This is a genomic window from Myxococcaceae bacterium JPH2 (assembly GCA_016458225.1).
In the GTDB taxonomy this organism is placed as follows: Bacteria; Myxococcota; Myxococcia; order Myxococcales; family Myxococcaceae; genus Citreicoccus.
This window is the reverse complement of the sequence record JAEMGR010000010.1, coordinates 272,696-293,088: the sequence shown is the minus strand read 5'-3', so window position 1 is coordinate 293,088 and position 20,393 is coordinate 272,696. Positions and strand designations below refer to the sequence as shown.

The window sequence follows — 20,393 nt, the reverse complement described above, 5'->3', positions numbered from 1 at the left end:
TGACGCGCGATGCGCTCGCTGTCGGCGCCAGAGCTCCTCGGCGCTTGGGAGGCAGGTCATCCGCATGCGGGACCGGGGCGCGCGCTCGCGCTGTTGTGCGCGGCGTTCCCGGACGCGACGCCCGAGGCGTTGGCGGAGCTGTCCGTGGGCGAGCGGGACGCGCTCCTGCTCGCGGTGCGCGAGGGGACCTTCGGTGCGCAGCTGGTGGGGCGGGTGTCGTGTCCCGCGTGCGGCGAGCGGGTGGAGCTGACGCTCTCGGTGAGCGCGCTGCGGGTGGCACCGCCGGAGGTCGTTCCGGAAGTGCTGGAGGTGGCGCGAGGGGAATACGTGGTGCGGTTCCGGCTGCCTGACAGTCGGGACCTCGCGAGCCTGTCCGGACTGGATGCGGGCGGGGCGCGCAGGCGGCTGCTGGCGCGGTGTGTGTCGGAGGCGATCCGGGAGGGCCACGCGGTGAGCGTTTCGGAGCTGCCAGCGGAGGTGGAGGTCGCGGTGGCGGACGCCATGGAGCGCGCGGATCCGCAGGCGCGCGTGGAGCTGGCCGTGGCGTGTCCCGCGTGTCGACACGCGTGGACACCGATGTTCGACATCGGTGAGTTCCTGTGGCGGGAGGTCGAGGCGTGGGCGCAGCGCGCGCTCCATGAGGTGCACGTGCTGGCTCGCGCCTATGGCTGGTCCGAGGAGCGCATCCTCGCGATGAGTCCATGGAAGCGGCAGCGCTACCTGGAGATGGTGGCGCGATGAGCGACTACTTGAGCCATCTGGTGAGCCGGCAGCTGCAACCCGAGTCCGGGGTCGGGCCACGCATCGCCTCGATGTTCGCGCCCGCAGAGCTGATGCCAGAGGCGGAGGGCGGGGCCGTTGCGTCCGAAGGGGAGCCCGCTGGCGCGCCCATGCCTGGGGCGATCCGACAGGCCCCGTGGCTCCAGGTGACTCGGGCGCTGTCGTCGCCGGATGCGCTGCCCGCGCACGCCGCGCCGACGCTGTCCGCTCCAGTGCCGCCGCGTGCCGAGCCGAGTCGTGCGGGCGCTCCGATGCGCGGAGCCTCCACGGTGGTCGTGGATCCAGGCGGTGAGGGAAGTCCGCTCGTTGCTGTTGGAGCCGTGACAGGTCGCGGTGACGTCGCGCCTCGCCCTCAAGGGAGTGGCGAGGTCGCGAGGCCCGAGCCCTTGGAGCGCGAAGTCGCGCTGCCCGTCCCCAACGTTGTCGCGGCTCCGCAGCCGAGTGCAGTGGGCCACCGTTCGGAGACGTTCCTGCCCAGAAATCCCGCACGGCGCGTTGAGCCACGCGGGCCGCAGCCGGCTCCCGAGGAAGGCGTCGGGGCGCGAGCGCGGGAGAACGTCGACGTGCGCGACGTCGCCGCGGAGGCGCGGGAGGTCGCCGCGGGGACGCATGTCGCGTCGCGGACCCGCGCCCCGTTGTCCGCGCGGACGATGAGCGGCGAGCAGCCCACGTCCGGAGCGCGGCGGGTGTCGCGTGCGCTCGCAGAGGATGGGCTGGTGGCAAGGCCGCTCACGCGAGAGGGGGAGTCCGCTCTCCCTGGGTCCTTGTCGCGGGGGCGCGAGCGGGTCCTGGAGGGAGGGGAGGGCGCACCAGCGCCCGTGGTGCAGGTGACCATCGGTCGCATCGAGGTGCGGGCCGCGGCGCCGGCGGCCTCGCCGAAGCCGCCTCCTTCGCGTGGGACGCCGTCGCTGTCCCTTGATGAGTACCTGCGCCGCCGCAACGGAGGTGGGCGATGAGCAACCCCCTCTCCATCGCGGCGGTCACCGCCACACTGCGAGCCCTCCTGTTCAATCGGCTCCACGGCGACACACCCGACCTCGCGGTCACGACCGTGCCTCCGGATCGAGCGCGCGACAAGGACGCGTCGACCCATCAGCTCAACCTCTTCCTCTTCCAGGTGAACCCGAACCCGGCGCTGCGCAACATGGAGCTGCCTGCTCCAGGCCGCGCGGGTGAGGGTGGGATTCCGCCGCTCGCGCTTCGCCTTGGCTACCTGCTCACGGCCTACGGACCAGGCGACGATGACGTCGGAAGTCACTCGTTGCTGGGGCGCGCGATGCTGGTGCTGTACGACCACGCGGTGCTGGGCCCCGAGGAGATCCGCACGGCGCTCCCGGGCAATGACCTCTACCAGCAGGTGGAGCGCGTCCGCCTCACGTTGGATCCGATGCCGCTGGATGACGTCTCCAAGATGTGGACGGCGTTCCAGACTCAGTACCGCATCTCCGTCGCGTACCAGGTCTCCGCCGTGCTCATCGAGAGCGCGCGTCCGCGCCGGTCGCCGCTTCCGGTGCTGAGCCCCGTGATCACCACGCACCCGGAGATGACCCCGCCGTTCCCGGTGCTGGAGTCCGTTCAGCCCGTGGATCCATTCACGGGGGCGCGGCTCGGCGAGACGGTGACGCTGCTGGGGGCGAACCTCGCGGGGGACTCGGTGGCGGTGCGCTTTCATCACCCGCGCTGGACGGCGCCGGTGGATCTGTCCGCATCGGTGGCGTCCGACGCTCGGATCACCGTGGTCATTCCGAACGACCCGGTCGCATGGCCCGCCGGCATGTACTCGGTGGCCGTGGTCATCCAGCGGCCCGGGATGCCTCCGCGCGTCACCTATCCGCTGGCCATGGCCCTGGCGCCACGAGTCAGCGCGCTCAGTGTGTCCGCCCGGGCACCGGATGATTCCGTCACGGTGACCGCGACCTTCGCTCCCCAGGCGCGCGAAGCGCAGCGCGTGTCCTTGCTGCTGGGCGATCGCGAGGTGGCGGCACCCGCGCGAGGCGGCCCCGTGGGGACGATTGCCTTCACCGTGCCGTCCGCGCCCTCGGGCATGCACTACGCGCGCGTGCGGGTGGATGGGGTGGAGTCGCTGGTCGTGGATCGCAGCGTGACGCCGCCCGTGTTCGATGCCGCTCAGCAGGTGGTTCTCCCATGAGCGGACCGTCGGCGGAGCGCTCGTGGCAGGAGGCGAACCAACGCACGCTCTCGGCGGCGCTGAGCGTGGTGCGCGCACACCTGCTGGTCCATGCGCGAGCCACGGGGGCGGAAGTTCCAGCAGGGGTCGATGACCTGCCAGCCGCCCGGGCCGCGCTCGCCGAGGCCCAAGCGGCGATGCCGGCGCCCTCCGCGCTCGATGTCCTCGTGGCGGCGTTCGGTCTGTCGCCCTTCGAGCGCGACATCCTGTTGTGCAGCGCGGGCCTGGAGCTGGGCGCGGGGGTGGGCGCGGCGTGCGGGGCGGCGCAGGGAGAGGCGCGGCGACCGTGGTTCACGCTGGGCCTGGCGCTCCGGGCGCTGCCGGACGCGCACTGGAGCGCGCTGACGCCCGTGGCCCCGCTGCGTCGGTGGGAACTCGTGACGCTCGCGCCCGGTGACGGGCTCACCAGCTCGCCGGTGCGCGTCGATGAGCGCGTGCTGCACTACCTCGCGGGGCTCTCGTATCTGGACCGACGGCTCCGCGATCTCGTGTCGCCCGTGGCTCCCGCCCTGTCGTTGCCGCCCTCTCATGCCGCGCTGGTGGAGCGCATCCGCGTGGCCTGCGAGCGGAGTCCGCAGGGCGGCGGGGTGGTGCAGCTGAGCAGCACGGATCCCGACTGCGCCCAGGTGGTGGCCTCCGCCGCCTGTTCGGCGCTCGGGCTCCGACTGCACTCGCTGCGCGCATCCAATCTGCCCCTCTCCGTGGAGGACCGCGCGACGCTGGGCCGCGTGTGGGAGCGCGAGGCCGTGCTCTCCGGCAGTGGCCTGCTCGTGGAGTGCGACGAGGCGGCGGGAGCGGAGGGGCTGCGTGCCGCGGCGTCCTTCATCGAGCGCTCGCTTGGACTCGTCTTCGTCACCAGCGCTGAGCCGCTGCGGCTGCGCGGACGGACCGTGCTGCACCTGGAGGTCGGCAGGCCCACGCGTGACGAGCAGGGGGCGCTGTGGCGCGAGGCGCTCGGGCCTTCCGCTGCTCTCGTGAATGGCGCGGTGGAGGGCGTCGTCTCCCAGTTCGACCTCTCGATGCGGGCCATCCGGGCGGCCAGCGCGGAAGTGCGAGGCGGGACCCAGGCTTCCTCCTCGGCGTCGCTCTGGGCCGCATGTCGGCTCCAGGCCCGGCCTCGGTTGGCGGAGCTGGCGCAACGCCTGGAGCCTTCGGCGGGCTGGGATGCGCTCGTCCTGCCTGAGTCCCAGAAGGCGCTGCTGCGCCAGGTGGCCGCCTGCGTTCGTCAGCGCGTGAAGGTGTACGAGACGTGGGGCTTCGCCGAGCAGGGCGCGCGCGGATTGGGCATCAGCGCGCTGTTCTCCGGGGCCAGCGGAACCGGCAAGACGATGGCGGCCGAGGTGCTCGCGCGAGAGCTGGGGCTCGATCTGTTCCGCATCGACCTGTCGCAGGTGGTCAGCAAGTACATCGGCGAGACGGAGAAGAACCTGCGCCGCGTGTTCGAGGCCGCGCAGGAGGGCGGGGCCATCCTCTTGTTCGACGAGGCGGACGCGCTCTTCGGCAAGCGCACCGAGGTGAAGGACAGCCACGACCGCTACGCCAACATCGAGGTCAGCTACCTCCTGCAGCAGATGGAGGCGTACCGGGGACTGGCCATCCTCACCACGAACATGAAGGACGCGCTCGACACCGCGTTCCTCCGGCGCTTGCGCTTCGTGGTGCCGTTCCCGTTCCCGGATGCCACGCAGCGCGCGGAGATCTGGCGTCGCATGTTCCCGCCCTCCACGCCCACCGAGGCGCTGGAGGTGACGCGGCTGGCGAAGCTGAGCGTCACGGGCGGGAACATCCGGACCATCGCGCTCAACGCCGCGTTCCTGGCGGCGGACGCCGGCGAGCCCGTGCGCATGGCGCACCTCCAGCGCGCGGTGCGCGCCGAGTTCAGCAAGCTGGACAAGCCCTTGGCCGAGGCCGAGGTGGCGGGGTGGACATGAGGCCGCAACGCATCGCGCTGCACATCGACGAGCTGGTACTCCAGGGCGTCCCCGCCGCGCATCGTCACCGCGTCGCGGAGGCCCTGCGCGAGGAGCTGTCTCGCCTCCTGGGCGAGCAAGGCCTGCCCGCGCACGTGGACGCGTCCGCGCTGGCCTCCCGATTGGCGCGAGGGCCGCTCACCGTGACGCCAGGCGCCTCGCCCGAGGCGATGGGCACGAGCGTGGCGCGCGCCCTGTACTCGGGCTTGAACGCGGAGGGGCGGCGACGATGAGCACCTTCCCGCGGACCCCGCGCACGCAGCGCGGCGCCATCATCGGCATGGATCCGATGAACCCGGTCTCCAGCGTCGTGGTGTTCCAGTACAACCCGGACACGATGACGCGGACGCTGCAACCCCAGATGGCGGGGGACAGCGGCGATCGCACCGAGGCCCAGCGGCTCAAGGGCCCCCCGCTGGAGACCATCAAGCTGGACGTGGAGATCGACGCCACGGATCAGCTCGCGTCGGCCCAGCCCATCGCGACGACGATGGGCATCTACCCGCAGCTCTCCGCGCTGGAGATGCTCGTCTATCCGAAGACGGCGCAGGTGCTGCTCAACGCCGGGCTGATGCAGGCGGGCGTGCTGGAGGTGCTGCCCAACGTGTCGTCCATGACGCTGTTCGTCTGGGGCCCGAAGCGCGTGGTGCCGGTGCGCCTCACCGAGTTCTCCATCACCGAGGAGGCCTACGACCCGGCCCTCAATCCCATCCGGGCCAAGGTGTCCCTGGCGCTGCGGGTGCTCACCTACAACGACTTGCCCTTGGGGCACCCGGGCTACGCCCTCTTCTTCTCTCACCAGGTCATCAAGGAGGCCATGGCCGTGGTTGGCAGCGTGTCGGGTGCTGCCAGCGCGCTGCCGAGGTGACTCGCGCATGTTCGATCCCACCAGTCGCTACGCCGTGCTGGAGACCGTGACCCTGACGCTGCCGGACGGGCGCGTGGCTGCGTACAAGCGCCGCCGCTTCCTTCCCTCGGGGCAGGAGATGCGCCTGCTCGCGGAGATCACCGTCACGGAGGGAGATCGTCTGGACCTGTTGACCGCGCGCACGCTCGGCGACCCGGAGCAGTTCTGGCGCGTCTGCGATGCGAATGACGTGCTCAACCCTTTCGACGTGATGGAGGAGCCGGGGGCGGTGGTGCGCATCGCCATGCCGGAACTCTGAGCGACCATGAGTCTCCTGGGCGTCAACCTCCTGATGATGGTGGGACCGGTGGTGCCGGTGCCCGCGCCGCAGCCGCTCATCGAGGCGGTGCAGCGCGTGGAGGTCACCCACACCGACCAGGGGCGCTCGGGCTTTCAGATCACCTTCGGCGTGGGCCGCGCGGGGCCGCTGTCGCTGCTGGACTTCGGGCTGCTGTCCAACCCGCTGTTGCAGCCCTTCAATCGCGTCGTCCTGGTGGTGACGTTCAACGTCGTGCCCCAGGTGCTGTTTGACGGCGTCATCACGCATCGACAGCTCACGCCCTCGGAGCAGCCCGGCGCGTCCACGCTCACCATCACGGGCGAGGACCTGAGCACCATGATGGACCTGGAGCAGTCGGTCCACGAGAACCCGGCGCAGGTGGAGCCGCTCATCGTCGCGCAGCTCATCCTGCGCTACGCGAAGTACCAGATGCTGCCCCGGGTGCTACCGCCGCCCGCGATCGATCCGCCGCTGCCCATCATCCGCACGCCGGTCTACCGCGGCACGGACTACGCGTACCTCCAGGAGATGGCTCGCCGGTTCGGGTACGTCTTCTATGTGGAGCCAGGGCCCGCGCCGTTGATGAACACGGCGTACTGGGGCCCGCCCCTTCGCGCCGGAGTTCCGCAGCCCGCCCTGTCCGTCAACATGGGCGCGCAGACCAACGTGGACTCCATCAGCTTCCAGTACAACGCGCTGGCACCCACGACGGTGTCTGGCAATGCCCTGGTGTTTGGGAAGGCCATCCCCGTGCAGACGTTCATCAGCACGCGCCTGCCTCCGCTCGCCGCGCTGCCCGCGCTGCTGGTCCACCAGCCCCACGTGCGCAAGACGCTGCTCGAAGTGCCTGATGCCATGTCCTACGTGCAGGCGTACGCGAAGGCCCAGTCCATGACGGACGAGTCCACGGACACGGTGCTCACGGCCTCGGGGGAGCTCAATGCCTCGCGCTACGGCAACCTGTTGCGCCCCCGTGGCCTCGTGGGCGTGCGCGGGGTGGGGTGGATGCACGACGGCTTCTACTACGTGAAGAGCGTCACGCACTCGCTTCAGCTCGGTGAATACAAACAGCGCTTCACCCTCACGCGCGAGGGGCTTGGAGCGCTCACTCCAGTGGTGCCGCCATGAGCACGTACTTCGGGAAGTACCGCGGCGAGGTGGTCAATAACATCGACCCGCTGATGCAGGGCCGCGTCCAGGTGAGCGTGCCCACCGTGCTGGGGTCCAGCCGATTGTCGTGGGCCATGCCGTGCGTGCCCTACGCCGGCAAGGGCGTGGGCTTCTTCGCCATTCCCCCCGTCGGCGCCAAGGTCTGGGTGGAGTTCGAGCGCGGCGATCCGAACTACGCCATCTGGGCAGGGTGCTTCTGGGGCGAGGGCGAGGCGCCAGCTCAACCCGCCGTGCCACAGATGAAGATGTGGAAGACGGATGGCATCACCCTGACGTTGAGCGACTTGCCGGGCGGTGGAGGCTTCACCCTCGAGGTGAGCCCTCCCGTCGTGACCATGCCGCTCAAGGCCGTCTTCAACTCGCAGGGCATCGAGCTGTCGCAAGGAGGGGCGACGAAGGTCGTGCTCGCCGCCACGGGCATCGAGCTGTCGTTCGCCCCGGCCAACGTGAAGCTCGGCCCCACGGGCGTCAACGTCAACAACGGTGCGCTCGAGGTGATGTGACGCCATGCCGGGATTCCTCCTCCATGTCGGCGCCACGGTGATGTGTCCGCACTCGGGGCAGGTGCAGGTCTCTCCGGGCAACCCACGGGTGAAGGTGGCGGGTCAGCCGCTGGCCACGATGGCGGACCAGTACCTGGTGTCCGGTTGTCCGATGCAGCCTCCGCCCAACGGGCCCAGCCCATGCATTCGCGTGCAGTGGCTCGTGCCGGCGACGCGCGTCCGCGCGAGCGGGCAGCCGGTCATCCTCCAGTCCAGCACGGGCATGACCTTCACCGCCCTGCAGACGCCCGCGGGCCCGCCCCAGGTCGTGATGACCCAAGTCCGAGTGAAGGGGACCTGACATGCAGATCGCCTTCCCATTCCGCATCGACGGGCGAGGCCGTACGGCCGACGCGGACCTGGACGCTCATGTGCGGCAGCTCATCGAGCAGGTGTTGTTCACCTCGCCCGGCGAGCGCGTGAATCGGCCCACGTTCGGTACGGGCCTGGGGCAGCTCGTCTTCGCGCCGAACAGTGAAGAGCTGGCCACCGCGACCCAGTTCCTGGTGCAGGGCGCGCTTCAGCAGTGGCTGGGGGACCTCATTCAAGTCGAAGCCGTGGAGGTGCTCGGCGTCGAGAGCACGTTGCAGGTGACGGTGCGGTACGTGGTGCGCCGCACGCAGCAGCGGCAGGTGGCGCAGCTTTCCCGGGGGACATGACATGGGTGAGCGCTACGTCTGCAAGAGCGAGCGGCGGCGTCAGCTCGTCGCGGCACCGAACTCCGGGTTCAACGGCATTGATTACCTGGAGGTGCTGGACGCCGAGGCGGTGGTGCTGGGCGTGCCTCGGCAGAAGACCCTCTGGGTGCACTTCTTCAAGCCACTGCCGGACACCCTCACGCCCGAGAACGTCGCCATCGAAGGCGGGGTGCGCCTGCGCGACGTCGACGTGGAGTGGGTGTATCGCCTGGACCGCATTCCGGCGGAGGTCGATGACGGCGCCTGGAGCACGGCATCGACTCGCTCCGATGCGAAGGAATGGCTGGTGGTGCGCACGGACTCCGTGGGCGACTTCTCCACCTACGCCTTCGTGCTGCGGCGCTCGGTGGATGACACCGTGCCTCCCGCGGGCTTCGACGTGCTGCTGTCCCGCGTGGATTTCTCCTTCAAGGTCGAGTGCCCCAGCGAGTTCGACTGCGCGCCGCCGTCCATGGGCGCTCCCGTCGTGGGCGCGGACCCCCAGATTGATTACCTCACGCGCGACTTCGCCAGCTTCCGGCGGCTGATGCTGGACCGCCTGTCGCAGGTGTCGCCGCAGTGGAAGGAGCGCAACGCGGCGGACCTGGGCGTGGCCCTCGTGGAGGTGATGGCCTACGCGGCCGATCACCTCAGCTACTACCAGGACGCGGCGGCCACCGAGGCGTACCTCGGTACCGCACGCAAGCGCACCTCGGTCCGGCGGCATGCGCGGTTGCTCGACTACCCGATGCACGACGGCTGCAACGCTCGGGCTTGGGTGGCGGTGGAGGTGTCGGAGGGCGCGGACGGCTTCGTGCTGGAGGGCCCCACGGAGCTGACTCCGGGGACCCTGTTCCTCACCACCACGGCGCCTGGACCTCGTGTGCTCAACGCGTCCGAACTCGACGTGGCGGTGAGCGAAGGCGCCGAGTGTTTCGAGTCCCTGCACGACCTGCGACTCGTCTGGAAGCACGGCGAGATGTGCTTCTACACCTGGGGCGAGGACAAGTGCTGTCTGCCCGAGGGGGCGACCTCCGCGTCGCTGCTCAACGAGGACGACGCGCTGAAGAAGCTGGCGGTCGGACAGGTGCTCTTGATGGAGGAGGTGCGTGGCGCCGTCACGGGTCATCCGGAGGACGCCGACCCCACGCGGCGTCACGCGGTGCGGCTGACGCGCGTGGCCTTCACCGAAGATCCATTGCTCGGCAAGCACGTGGTGGACATCGAATGGGGCGCGGAGGACGCGCTGCCCTTCGAGCTGTGCCTGTGGGACGTGGAGGCTCCTGCCGCCCTGCCGAAGCGGAAGGACTTCACGGGCGGCGGCGAGACCCCTCCGCCCGCGGAGAAGCTGCCGGTGAGCGTGGCGCGCGGCAACGTGGTGCTGGTGGACCATGGGCGGACCTTGCGCGCAGAGCCGCTCGCCGCGGTGCCCGAGGAGGGCCGCTATCGGCCTCGGCTGTCGCGAGGACCGCTGACCCAAGCGCGGCGGGCCGAGGGGGGACGGCGCGCGGTGGATCCGAAGGCGTCCGCCGCTGCGGCCATGGGCGCGAACCTGGAGGGCGAGGCGCAGACCGAGGCCTTCGCGCGGGTGCTGCCCGCCCTGTGGCTCCAGGAGCGTGAAGGCCAGCGCGTGTGGTCGCCGCAGCGCACGTTGCTCAACAGCGGGCGCTTCAGCCGGGAGGTGGTGGCGGAGGTGGAGGAGGACGGCCGCGCGCAACTGCGCTTCGGCGACAACGTCCTGGGCGAGCGGCCCTCGGCCTCGGACACCTTGCTGGCCACGTACCGCATCGGCAACGGCACCGCGGGCAACGTGGGCGCCGAGTCCATCTCCCGCCTCTATCACCCGACGGGTGGAGACTGGCGAGACGCCGTCATGCGCGTGCGCAACCCGTTGCCCGCCACGGGCGGCGTGGAGCCGGAGTCCCTCGCGCAGGTGCGCATCAACGCGCCCCAGGCCTTCCGCGTGCAGCAGCGTGCGGTGACGGAGGTGGACTACGCCGAGGTGACGCAGCGCCATCCCGAGGTGCAGCGCGCGGTGGGGAGCCTGCGCTGGACGGGGAGCTGGCACACCATGTTCGTCACCGTGGACCGCAAGGGCGGTCGGCCCGTGGACGCGGCGTTCTCCGAGACGCTCGCCGCCTTCTTGGAGCGCTTCCGACTGGCGGGCTACGACTTACACATCGAGGGGCCCATCTTCGTGCCGCTCGACATCGTGATGACGGTGTGCGTGCAGCCCGGGTTCCTCGCCAGCAACGTGAAGGCGGCCCTGCTCGAAGCCTTCAGCAACCGAGACCTGCCGGCCTCGCGGCGAGGCTTCTTCCATCCCGACAACTTCAGCTTCGGCCAGCCCGTCTACCTGAGCCGCATCGTCGCCACTGCCATGGCGGTGCCGGGCGTCGCGTGGGTGGACACCGAGGAAGGGGAGGGCCTTCCCAATCGCTTTCGTCGCTGGGGACAGGTGTCTCGTGACGAGTGGAAGGTCGGCTTCATCTCCATGGAGCGCTTGGAGATCGCCCGCCTCGACAACGACCCGAGCCAACCCGAGAACGGGAAGATCGACTTCCAGATGCAGGGGGGCCTGTGAGCACACCCGGGACGCAAGGCGGAACGGACTGCGACGCGTGCGCGGACACGGGCGACCAGGAGCCCGCGCCGCTGTTCAATCGACCGGGACAGCCGGCGCTCGCGTATCGCCTGGGGACACACGCCAGCTTCCTTCAGCGGATGGCGGCTCGGCTGTCGCGCGAGTTCGTCACGACGGAAGAGGGACAGGTCGGCCCGCGTCCGCTCGCGTCGCTGACCACGCGCAGCCCGGAGGATCCGGCCATCGCGTTGCTGGATGCGTGGGCCACCTCGGCGGACGTGCTGACCTTCTATCAAGAGCGCATCGCCAACGAGGGGTTCCTGCGCACCGCGACCGAGCGACGCTCGGTGCTCGAGCTGGCGCGCGAGATTGGCTACGAGCTGAGGCCCGGCGTCGCCGCGAGCACCGCGCTGGTGTTCACGGTGGAGACCGCGCCCGGCTCACCTCCGAGCGTCCAGGTGCCGATCGGCGTCCAGGTGCTCAGCATCCCCGGCCAGGATGAGCGCCCTCAGACCTTCGAGACCATCGAGGCGCTGGACGCGCGGGCCGTCTGGAACGAGCTGCGCCCGGCGCGCACGACGCCCCAGGTGTTCAATTCACAGACGCAGCGGCTGTATCTCCAGGGACTCCAGACGGGGCTCCAAGTCGGAGACCTGCTGCTGCTCGTGGGCCCCGAGCGCGAGAAGTTCCCCGGAAGCGAGCGCTGGGACTTGCGTGTCGTCCAGCGCATCACGTTGGCGCCAAACTCGGAGGAACCCGGGCGCAGTCACACCGTGGTGGATTGGGCGACCACGCTGGGCAGCGAGGTGCCGAAGATGGCGCCCTCATCCACGCCGCGTGTCTTCGTGCTGCGCTCGCGCGCCAGCCTCTTTGGCTACAACGCCATCGACTTCATGATGTTGCCGCTGGAGATCCGGAAGCTCTACCAGGAAGAGGGCAAGCCGCTCCCGACCGAGTGGCCCGACTTCAAGATTCGGACGACCGACGACCGCGAGTTCGATCTGGATCGCGAGTACCCCTCGCTGATTCCTGGGAGCTGGGTCGTCCTGCAGAAGTCGAGCTACACGGAGCTGTATCGCATCCAGGTGGCGAAGCCGTATGCCCGCGTCGACTTCGGTCTCACGGGTCGAGTGACGCGGCTTCAGGTGGATGCGAAGGAGCACCTGAGCTGGTTCCCGCTGCGAGGCACCTCGGTGCTCGCGCAGAGCGAGGAGCTGCCCATCGCGGAGGCGCCGCTCGACACTCCGGTCGAGGGACTCACCGTGCTGTTGGATCGCCTGGTGCCGGGGTTGCTGCCGGGGCACGTCCTGATCGTGGAAGGCCCCTTGACCGAGGACCCGACGGGCTCGCTCGTCCGAGAGCGTGTCGTCCTCGCGCGGGCGACCGCGCAGGGTGGTGCGACGCTCTTGGAGCTTCAGCGCCCCCTGGTCCACTCGTATGTGCGTGAGGCGGTGCGCTTCTACGGCAACGTGGCGGCGGCCACGCATGGCGAGACGGTCATCGAGGTGCTCGGCAGCGGAGATGGTTCGCGAAAGAACCAGCGCTTCGCACTGAAGAAGCCACCGCTGACCTACGTGGCGGCGTCCACCGCCACGGGAGGCGCGAGCACGCTGGAGGTGCGCGTCAACGGAGTGCGCTGGGAGCAGGTGCCCACGTTGTTTGGCCAGGGCCCGCGCAGCCAGGTGTACATGGTGCGCCACGAGGACGACGGCTCGGTCGTCCTCACCTTCGGAGATGGCGTGTCCGGAGCGCGCCTGCCGCCCGGCCCAGAGAATGTCGTGGCGACGTACCGCTCCGGTATCGGCCCGGAGGCAGAGGTGGATTCAGGGCAGCTCGCACTCCTGCGTGTGCGGCCACTCGGCATCCGGACCGTGACGAATCCGCAGCCCGCCACGGGCGCGGCGGCCCCTGAGTCCCGCGACGACGCTCGTGCTCACGCGCCTTCCTCCGTGCTCACCCTGGAGCGCGTGGTGTCCCTCCAGGACTACGAGGACTTCGCCTCCACGTTCGCCGGCATCGGCAAGGCCCAGGCCATGGACCTCACGAATGGCGAGCGCATCCTCGTGCACCTCACCGTCGCGTCGAGTCAGGGCGAGGCCATCGGTACCAGTACCGCGCTGTACACGAGCCTCGTCGCCGCGCTGACCCAGGTGCACGACCCCGTGCGGGAGTTCGTCGTGGCGTCGTTCGAGCGCCTCGCGTTCCGACTGAAGGCAACGCTGCGCGTGGACGCGCCTCGCTATGTGCCCGAGGACGTGGTGGCCCGCGCGGAGGCGGCGCTGTCCTTGGCGTTCTCCTTCGAGACACGACGCTTTGGTCAGGCCGTCAGTGCCGCGGAGGTGACCCGGGTGCTCCAGGAAGTGGAGGGCGTCGTCATGGTCGACCTGGATGCGCTCTACCTCGGTGACACGCCGGCCTTGAGCTCCCTGCTGAAGGCTCGCGTGGCGCGGTGGGAAGGCGCGCAGATGAAGCCGGCCCAGCTCCTGCTGCTCGACGACGTGTCTGGCAGTCTGGAGGTGAAGCCGTGAGTCAGGTGTCTCAGGATCGGCTCTATCGCCTGTTGCCCGCGGTCTACCGGAGCCGGGATGCGCTCCAGGGTGAGCCCCTTCGCGCGCTGCTCGGCATCATCGAACGCGAGCTGTTGGCCATCGAAGAGGACATCGGCCAACTCCACGACGACTGGTTCATCGAGACGTGTCGCGAGTGGGTGGTGCCGTACATCGGCGACCTGCTCGGCGTTCGCGACCTCATCCCGGTGGACCCCACGCTCATCAGTCAGCGTGCGTATGTGGCGAACACCCTCGCGTACCGGCGTCGCAAGGGCACTGCGGCCATGTTGGAGCAGCTTGCCCGGGACGTGACGGGGTGGCCGTCGCACGTGGTGGAGTTCTTCCAGCACGTCGGCACCACGCAGTTCGTCAACCACGTGCGGCCCCACGCGCTGCGCACGCCAGACCTGCGGGACGCCAACGCGCTGGAGTGGGTGAGCACGCCCTTCGAGCAGGCGCTGCGCACCGCGGACGTGCGGCGCATCTCCCCGCGGCGCGGCAAGCACAACCTGGCGAACGTGGGGGTCTTCCTCTGGCGCCTGGAGGCATATCCCGTGGTGGGTGCACCGGCCGCGCTCGTGCGCGTGCACTCGGAGCCCCATGTGGATGGGCCCGGCTTCTTTCGCTTCAACGTGCTGGGCTGCGACACGCCCCTGTTCAATCCGCCGCAATCCGAGACGGCCATCACGTCCCTGGCGGCGGAGAGCAACGTGCCTGGCAGGCTACGGCGCAGGCCGCTGTATGCCGAGCTGGAGGCCCGTCGCGCGGCGCTGGCTCGGGGTGAGGCCCCCGACGAGCTGTACTTCGGCGCGGCGCCCGTCTTCACGCTGTTCTGGGCGAACGACCCCGCGAACCCTACGCCCGTGGAGCCCGAGAAGCTGCTGCTGTGTGACCTGTCCACGTGGCACCGCCCGCCGAGTCACCTCACGTACCCGGATGCGGACGGTCACGACGTGCACCTCCCCATCCTCGCCGGGGTGGATCCGGTCACGGGGCGCATCGCGTTCGCGAAGGGCAAGGCTCCGGAGCGCCTGCATGTGTCGTACGCGTATGGCTTCAGCAGCGAGGTGGGGGGCGGCTTCTATGACCGACGGGACACCCTGCCCGAGCCCGAGCTGCGCGCGGTCTACCGCGCCTCCTATGACGGGCCCTTGTTCACGTTGGGCGATGCGCTCGCCGCGTGGCGGGATGATCTGGACGCGGGGCGCGGCGAGGCGCGCGATGCCCTCATCGAGCTGCAAGACAGCGGAGTCGAGGACTTCGCTCAGCTCCACGTGCCCGCGGGCGTGAAGCTGGAGCTGCGAGGCGCGAACCTCCAGCGGCCCGTGCTCGACCTCCCCGATGACCCCTGCGTGCTGCGGCTGGATGCAGGGGCGTCCCTGGTGCTCAACGGCTTCCTCGTGAAGGGCGAGCGGCTGCAGGTCATCGCTGGCGATGATGCGGCGCTCACGCTTCGGCACTGCACGCTGGTGCCGGGCCACGTGCTGCGCCCGGATGGCTCCCCGCGGAGACCGAATGCTCCCAGCCTCGAGGTCCGCGGGGCGAGCGTTGGCTCATGCGCGGTGACGCTGACCCGTTGCATCACCGGACGCATCGTCGCGGGCCGCGCCACGCGATTGCGCGTGGAGGACTCCATCGTGGATGGCCTGGCGGGACCGGCCCTGGTCGGTCTGCCCGTGGCCCATCCGGATGACCTGAGTGGGTGGCCTCCGCCGCCACCGGTCTCCACCGACTCGGGCGCGACGGGCTCGCTCATCGTGGTGGCCAGCACCGTGCTGGGCAGCGTGGAGGCCACAGTCCTGGAACTCGCGAGCGACAGCCTCTTCACCGGACTGGTGAACGTGGTGCAGCGCCAGAAGGGCTGCATGCGCTTCAGCCATGTGCCCGCGGGCTCGCACGTGCCCACGAGCTTTCGCTGTCAGCCCGAGTACGCAGAGAACGCTGCGACCGACGTGAAGGCCGAGGAGGAGCGGCGCGTGTGGCCCGTCTTCACCTCGCTGCGGTACGGCGACCCCGGCTACTGCCAGCTCCTCGTGGACGCCGACGACGGCATCCGTCGGGGCGCCAGCGACGAAGGCGAGATGGGCGTGTTCCACCACCTGCAACAACCCCAGCGCGAGGCCAACTTGCGCGCGAGCTTGACCGACTACCTGCGCTTCGGACTCGAGGCGGGGATCTTCTTCGTGACCTGAGGAGACGCCATGAAGGGCGATTTCAGCCGGAACACCTTCCGGCCCGCGAAGCACTACTCCAGCGTGCGCATGCAGCAGGGCCGGGTGCAGCTCGACGCAGACTGGAACGAGCAGCTCGACATCCAAGCGCATCTCGACGAGACGACGAAGACGGACGTCATCGGTCGCGCCGGCGGACCTCTGGAGGAGGGCACGCCCATCTCCGAGACCGGCTTCGCCCTCTTCGTCCAGGACAGCCTGCCGTGGGTGCGCGGCGGGCGTTACTACGTGGAGGGCATCCTCTGCGAGAACGAGTCCGATGCCTCGGTCGTTGCCCAGGAGGACCTGCCGGACGTCACGCTGCCCGATGAGCCCGGCGCGTATCTCTTCTATCTGGACGTGTGGCAACGACACCTGACGGCGCTGGAGGCCCCGGCCATCCGCGAGGTGGCGCTCGGTGGCCCGGACACGGCCACGCGCACGCGCACCGTCTGGCAGGTGAAGTGGCTGCGCGTCTCAGGAGAGGACGCGCTGCGGCCTTGCGAGGTCTTCGGCACCGACGAATGGACTCCGTCGTCGCTGCGCAGCACGGGGCGGATGGCCGCGCGTGCTCAGCCGGAGGAGGGCAGCGCGGATCCGTGCGTGGTCCCCGCCGCCGCGGGATATCGCCGGCTGGAGAACCAGCTCTATCGCGTGGAGGTGCACGACGCGGGTTCGGCCAATGGCACGGCGACCTTCAAGTGGTCGCGCGACAACGGCGTGCTGGTCAGTGGGGTGAAGTCCATCAACCCCAACCTTCGCCACGTCATCGTCGATGCGCCGGGCAAGGACGCCTACCGCCGGTTCATGCCCAACCAGTGGATCGAACTCACGGACGAAGGGCGCGTGCTGCGCGGCGAGCCCGGGGTGCTGTTGCAGATCGAGAGCGTCACGGGCTCGCAGTTGGTCGTGACGGAGTGGCCCGCGGGAGCGCCGACCACGGGCACGTTGACGGTTCGAGCCTGGGACACGGTGGCGGCGCATGGCGTGGTTCCCGTGACGACGGGCGCGATGCCGGGCACGCCACCCCTGGCCCAGGACTGGATTGCGCTGGAGAGCGGCATCCAGGTCGCGTTCCGGCCGGGCACCTACCGCACGGGCGACTACTGGCTCATCCCCGCGCGCACCGTCACCGGTGACGTGGAGTGGCCACTCGACGACTCGCGGGCACCTGCCTTCGAGCACCGGCAGGGAATCGTGCACCACTACTGCGCGCTCGCCATGTTCGAGCGCCAGGCCGGAGATGGTGGCTGGTCCCTGATGCACGACTGCCGTCGCCTCTTTCCGCCGCTCACGCAGCTCAAGTCGTTGGCCTACGCGGGTGGAGATGGGCAAGAGGCGATGCCGGGGCGTTGGCTCGCGCGTCCGCTGCGCGCAGGGGTGTTCAACGGTGAAGTCCCCATCGAGGGCGCGAGGGTGCGCTTCTCGGTGCTCGTGGGAGATGCCAACGGGGTCATCGACACATCACCCGGTGCGGGCACCGCCCAGGCGACGATGGTGGTCACGACCGACGCGAATGGCATCGCGGAGGTGTACTGGCGGCCCGACGACACGGATTGGACCACGGACGCCATCCACTACAGCCAGCGCGTGGAGGCGCGGCTGTTGGATCAGGACGGCAGCGAGACCCACGGCCCCATCCACTACGGCGCCAGCCTGAGTGTCGCGAGCGAGGTGGCCTATCACCACGGCTGTCCCAACCTGAGCGAAGCGACGACGGTTCAGGAGGCCATCGACACGCTCTGCAACCAGTTGGAGCTGTCGTACGAGGGCGGAGACGGACAGGAGGTCCTCCCGGGCGCCGCGTTGGATCAGCCGCTGCGCGTGGGCGTCGCGCGCCATCAGCGCCCCGAGCCCGGGCAGACCGTGCGCTTCACGACGACCTCGGGCCAGTTGTCACTCGATGGCGTCACGTATGCGGGGCAGGAGGTCGTGGCCACCACGGGAAGCGATGGTGACCTGCTGGGCATCGCGCAGGTGTACTGGCGGCCCGACGGCGGCCCCGAGGCACTCATCACGCAGCAGGTCCACGCCCGCTTGGAGCTGGCGGGGACGCCTGTGCACCTGCCCTTGGTGTTCACCGCTCGGCTGAGCGTGGCGTCGCGCGTGGGGTACACCGCGGGCTGCTCGAACCTGACGGATGCGGTGACGGTGCAGGAGGCGCTCGACACGCTCTGCAACCAACTGGAGCTGTCGTACGTGGGCGGCGACGCGCAGGAGGCCATGCCCGGTCAGATGCTGTTGCTGCCCTTGCGCGTGGGGGTGGCGCGGCACCAACAGCCGGTGGGCGATGCCACGGTGCGCTTCACGACCCAGAATGGCGAGCTGTCGCTCAACCGGGAGTCGGGTTGGAGCCAGGACGTGGTGGCCACGACCGGGACCGTCGATCCGCGTTTGGGGATCGCCCAGGTCTACTGGCGCCCGGACGGCGGCCCCGATGCGCGAACCACGCAGGAGGCCGTCGCGCGACTGGAGGTGGATGGGGAGGGGGTCCACTTGCCGGTGCGCTTCTCCGCGCATCTGAATCGCGCCGTGGCGGTGGCCTACGAGCCCAGCGGCTGCACCACGTTGCGCAATGTCGCCACCGTGCAGGAGGCGCTGGACACGCTCTGCCGCGCGCGCTCGCTCGGGTACGTGGGCGGGGATGGGCAGCAAGGGGCGCGCGGACAGTTCCTCCCGTCGCCGCTGGAAGTCTCGGTGGTGACGGGGGAGACGCCCCTGGTGGGCGCGATGGTGCGCTTCCGCATCGTCGACGGCATTGGCGGAGACGCGATTCTTCGCCGCGTGGATGATCCGCGCGTCAGTGGCGTGGTGGTGGATGTCCCCACGGATGGGCAGGGCATCGCCCACGTGAGCTGGAAGCTGGATGGACAGACGGCCACGCAGCGCGTGGAGGCCGTGCTGTTGGAGACCACGGGCGGGACCACGGCCGTGCCTCCGCTGCACTTCACGGCGGGCTTCGCCGAGGTACCCGGTGAGCCCGCGCTGCGAGTCGTGGACCTCAGCTGGGGCAATCCGCAGATGGGGACGCTGGCCAACAACGGCGGCTACACCTACTGGTTGGATGGCCTCCTCCCCGGCATCCGCCTCACCTGCAATGACTTGCTGCAAGAGTTCGAGTCACTGCCCCCGTTTGTCGTCACGATGCAGGTGGAAGTGCCGTTCCCCATCACCTCGCAAGACACGAGCTACTTCCGGGGCCTCTGGACCAACTACGGGCTGGGAAGCATGCCCGCTGTCATCGGCTACCAGCCCTTCACGCTCATCGGGAACGTGAGGACCCAGGGCAACACCATCACGTGGGCTCCGCCTCGGGTGACGGCGGATTGGCTCGCGGTGCTGACGGGCCAGGCCTGGTACAACGGCGTCCGCATGCGCCTCACCGTGAAGGGCGGCTTCATCCGCTCTCGCGACGGCAGCCGCGTCCTGGACGGAGAAGTCTTGTCTCGCTCCAACGCGGAGCCGTGGGCCATCGCGCTGCCGAACTCGGGGGACGGTCGGCGCGGCGGTGACTTCGAGCTGTTCTTCTACCTGTTCCCGGTCATCATCGGCCTCGTTCCCATCACGAGCGGCACGGGCGGGGTGACCTCGCATCTGCCTGTCGCGGGCGGACCCCTCACGGCTCTCACCGCGTCGCCCGGCACTCGGTCCGCACTCGGTGGAGTGCCTGAGGCGGTCGCGAAGCCTCGTGTGTTCACGGGGCTCGAACAGTCCTGGGGCATGGTGCGTGATTCACGCCGAGCCGAGTTGCTCGTCGCGGACACCGCCGCCCAGGCGCTCGTTCGCTTCGACCTGAAGGCGGACGCGGGCGCGAAGCCCGTGGAGCGGATTGATACGGGGCTGGATACGCCGACCGGCCTGGCGCTGAGTCCGGAGCGCGATGAGGTGTTCGTTGCGAACAGTGGCGACGACTCCATCGCGGTCTTCGCACGAGACGCGAAGGGAGGATTGATTCCGAGTCGCACCCTGTCGGGCCGCAAGACCGGCTTGTCCGGGCCCGTGGGCCTCGCCCTGGATACGGCCCGGGGGACGCTGATTGTCGCGGGGGCGGGGAAGAACCCGCTGGGGAACACGACGGGCGCGCGCTCCGCCAAGACGACCTCCGTGTCTGTGTTTGACGTGGACGCGAGCGGGGACGTGGCGCCGCGGCAACGGTGGACAGGTGAGCAGCTTGAGCTGACCAAGGCCGTGGGATTGACGGTGGATTCGCAGCGGCGGGAACTCTTCGTCGCGGACGCGGGCGCGGATGCCATCGCGGTCTACTCGCTCGATGCGCTCCTGGCGGAAGGCGAGGCCGTGGCGCCGCTGCGAGTCCTGCACGGCAAGCGGACCGCGTTGGGGCAACCGGTGAGCGTGTCACTCGATGCGCGAGGCGAGGAGCTCTGGGTGGCCAACGCTCGGACCGGCGTGGTGACCATCTACCCACGGGACGCGCGAGGTGACGTGGCGCCCGCGCGCACCGTCGAGGTCCCCGCCGAGCAGCGGAAGGGACTGCGAGGCGTCCTGGCGTAGCGGGTTCACGGGGGAAGGAGGCGC

15 protein-coding genes are annotated in these 20,393 nt (G+C 69.8%); all 15 read left to right on the top strand.

The genetic code is table 11. The features are described from left to right. Positions 1-9: 9 nt before the first annotated feature. Genes JGU66_18560 through JGU66_18490 form a run of 15 tightly spaced genes read left to right on the top strand, consistent with a single transcriptional unit; the run spans position 10 to position 20,369 of the window. Positions 10-741, top strand: coding sequence for a hypothetical protein (locus JGU66_18560; protein MBJ6762771.1), 732 nt, complete (start codon positions 10-12; stop codon positions 739-741). Continuing rightward, a complete protein-coding gene (locus JGU66_18555) occupies positions 738-1,736 on the top strand; it encodes a hypothetical protein (protein MBJ6762770.1) in 999 nt (332 codons plus the stop codon). The genes JGU66_18560 and JGU66_18555 overlap by 4 nt, the downstream gene beginning before the upstream one ends. Beyond that, a complete protein-coding gene (locus tag JGU66_18550) occupies positions 1,733-2,929 on the top strand; it encodes a DUF4255 domain-containing protein (GenBank protein MBJ6762769.1) in 1,197 nt (398 codons plus the stop codon). The genes JGU66_18555 and JGU66_18550 overlap by 4 nt, the downstream gene beginning before the upstream one ends. After that, positions 2,926-4,899 carry an ATP-binding protein gene (locus JGU66_18545; protein MBJ6762768.1) on the top strand — a complete coding sequence of 658 codons (1,974 nt, stop codon included), beginning with the start codon at positions 2,926-2,928 and terminating at the stop codon, positions 4,897-4,899. Before JGU66_18550 ends, JGU66_18545 begins: the two co-directional genes overlap by 4 nt. After that, positions 4,896-5,171, top strand: coding sequence for a hypothetical protein (locus JGU66_18540; protein ID MBJ6762767.1), 276 nt, complete (start codon positions 4,896-4,898; stop codon positions 5,169-5,171). The genes JGU66_18545 and JGU66_18540 overlap by 4 nt, the downstream gene beginning before the upstream one ends. Further along, entirely contained in the window at positions 5,168-5,806 is a 639-nt protein-coding gene (locus tag JGU66_18535) for a hypothetical protein (protein MBJ6762766.1), read from the top strand. Before JGU66_18540 ends, JGU66_18535 begins: the two co-directional genes overlap by 4 nt. Positions 5,807-5,813: 7 nt before the next feature. Then, on the top strand, positions 5,814-6,104 hold the full coding sequence (locus JGU66_18530) for a LysM domain-containing protein (GenBank protein ID MBJ6762765.1): 291 nt from the start codon (positions 5,814-5,816) through the stop codon (positions 6,102-6,104). Between the two features lie 6 nt (positions 6,105-6,110). Then, positions 6,111-7,253: a hypothetical protein gene (locus JGU66_18525; GenBank protein ID MBJ6762764.1), complete on the top strand. Its 1,143-nt coding sequence runs from the start codon at positions 6,111-6,113 to the stop codon at positions 7,251-7,253. Further along, the gene (locus JGU66_18520; GenBank protein MBJ6762763.1) at positions 7,250-7,798 is read left to right on the top strand and encodes a baseplate assembly protein; all 549 of its coding nucleotides are present in this window, start codon (positions 7,250-7,252) and stop codon (positions 7,796-7,798) included. The genes JGU66_18525 and JGU66_18520 overlap by 4 nt, the downstream gene beginning before the upstream one ends. A 4-nt stretch (positions 7,799-7,802) precedes the next feature. Next, positions 7,803-8,138: a hypothetical protein gene (locus tag JGU66_18515; GenBank protein ID MBJ6762762.1), complete on the top strand. Its 336-nt coding sequence runs from the start codon at positions 7,803-7,805 to the stop codon at positions 8,136-8,138. 1 nt (position 8,139) lies between these two features. Beyond that, positions 8,140-8,496, top strand: a complete 357-nt coding sequence (locus JGU66_18510) for a GPW/gp25 family protein (GenBank protein ID MBJ6762761.1) — start codon at positions 8,140-8,142, stop codon at positions 8,494-8,496. A 1-nt stretch (position 8,497) separates the two neighbouring features. Further along, positions 8,498-11,098 (top strand): putative baseplate assembly protein, encoded by a 2,601-nt coding sequence (locus JGU66_18505; protein ID MBJ6762760.1) that lies wholly within the window; start codon positions 8,498-8,500, stop codon positions 11,096-11,098. Further along, complete coding sequence (locus JGU66_18500) at positions 11,095-13,626, top strand: putative baseplate assembly protein (protein ID MBJ6762759.1); 2,532 nt, start codon at positions 11,095-11,097, stop codon at positions 13,624-13,626. Before JGU66_18505 ends, JGU66_18500 begins: the two co-directional genes overlap by 4 nt. Then, entirely contained in the window at positions 13,623-15,839 is a 2,217-nt protein-coding gene (locus tag JGU66_18495) for a hypothetical protein (protein MBJ6762758.1), read from the top strand. Before JGU66_18500 ends, JGU66_18495 begins: the two co-directional genes overlap by 4 nt. Positions 15,840-15,848: 9 nt before the next feature. Next, a complete protein-coding gene (locus tag JGU66_18490; GenBank protein ID MBJ6762757.1) occupies positions 15,849-20,369 on the top strand; it encodes a hypothetical protein in 4,521 nt (1,506 codons plus the stop codon). Positions 20,370-20,393 lie beyond the last annotated feature (24 nt).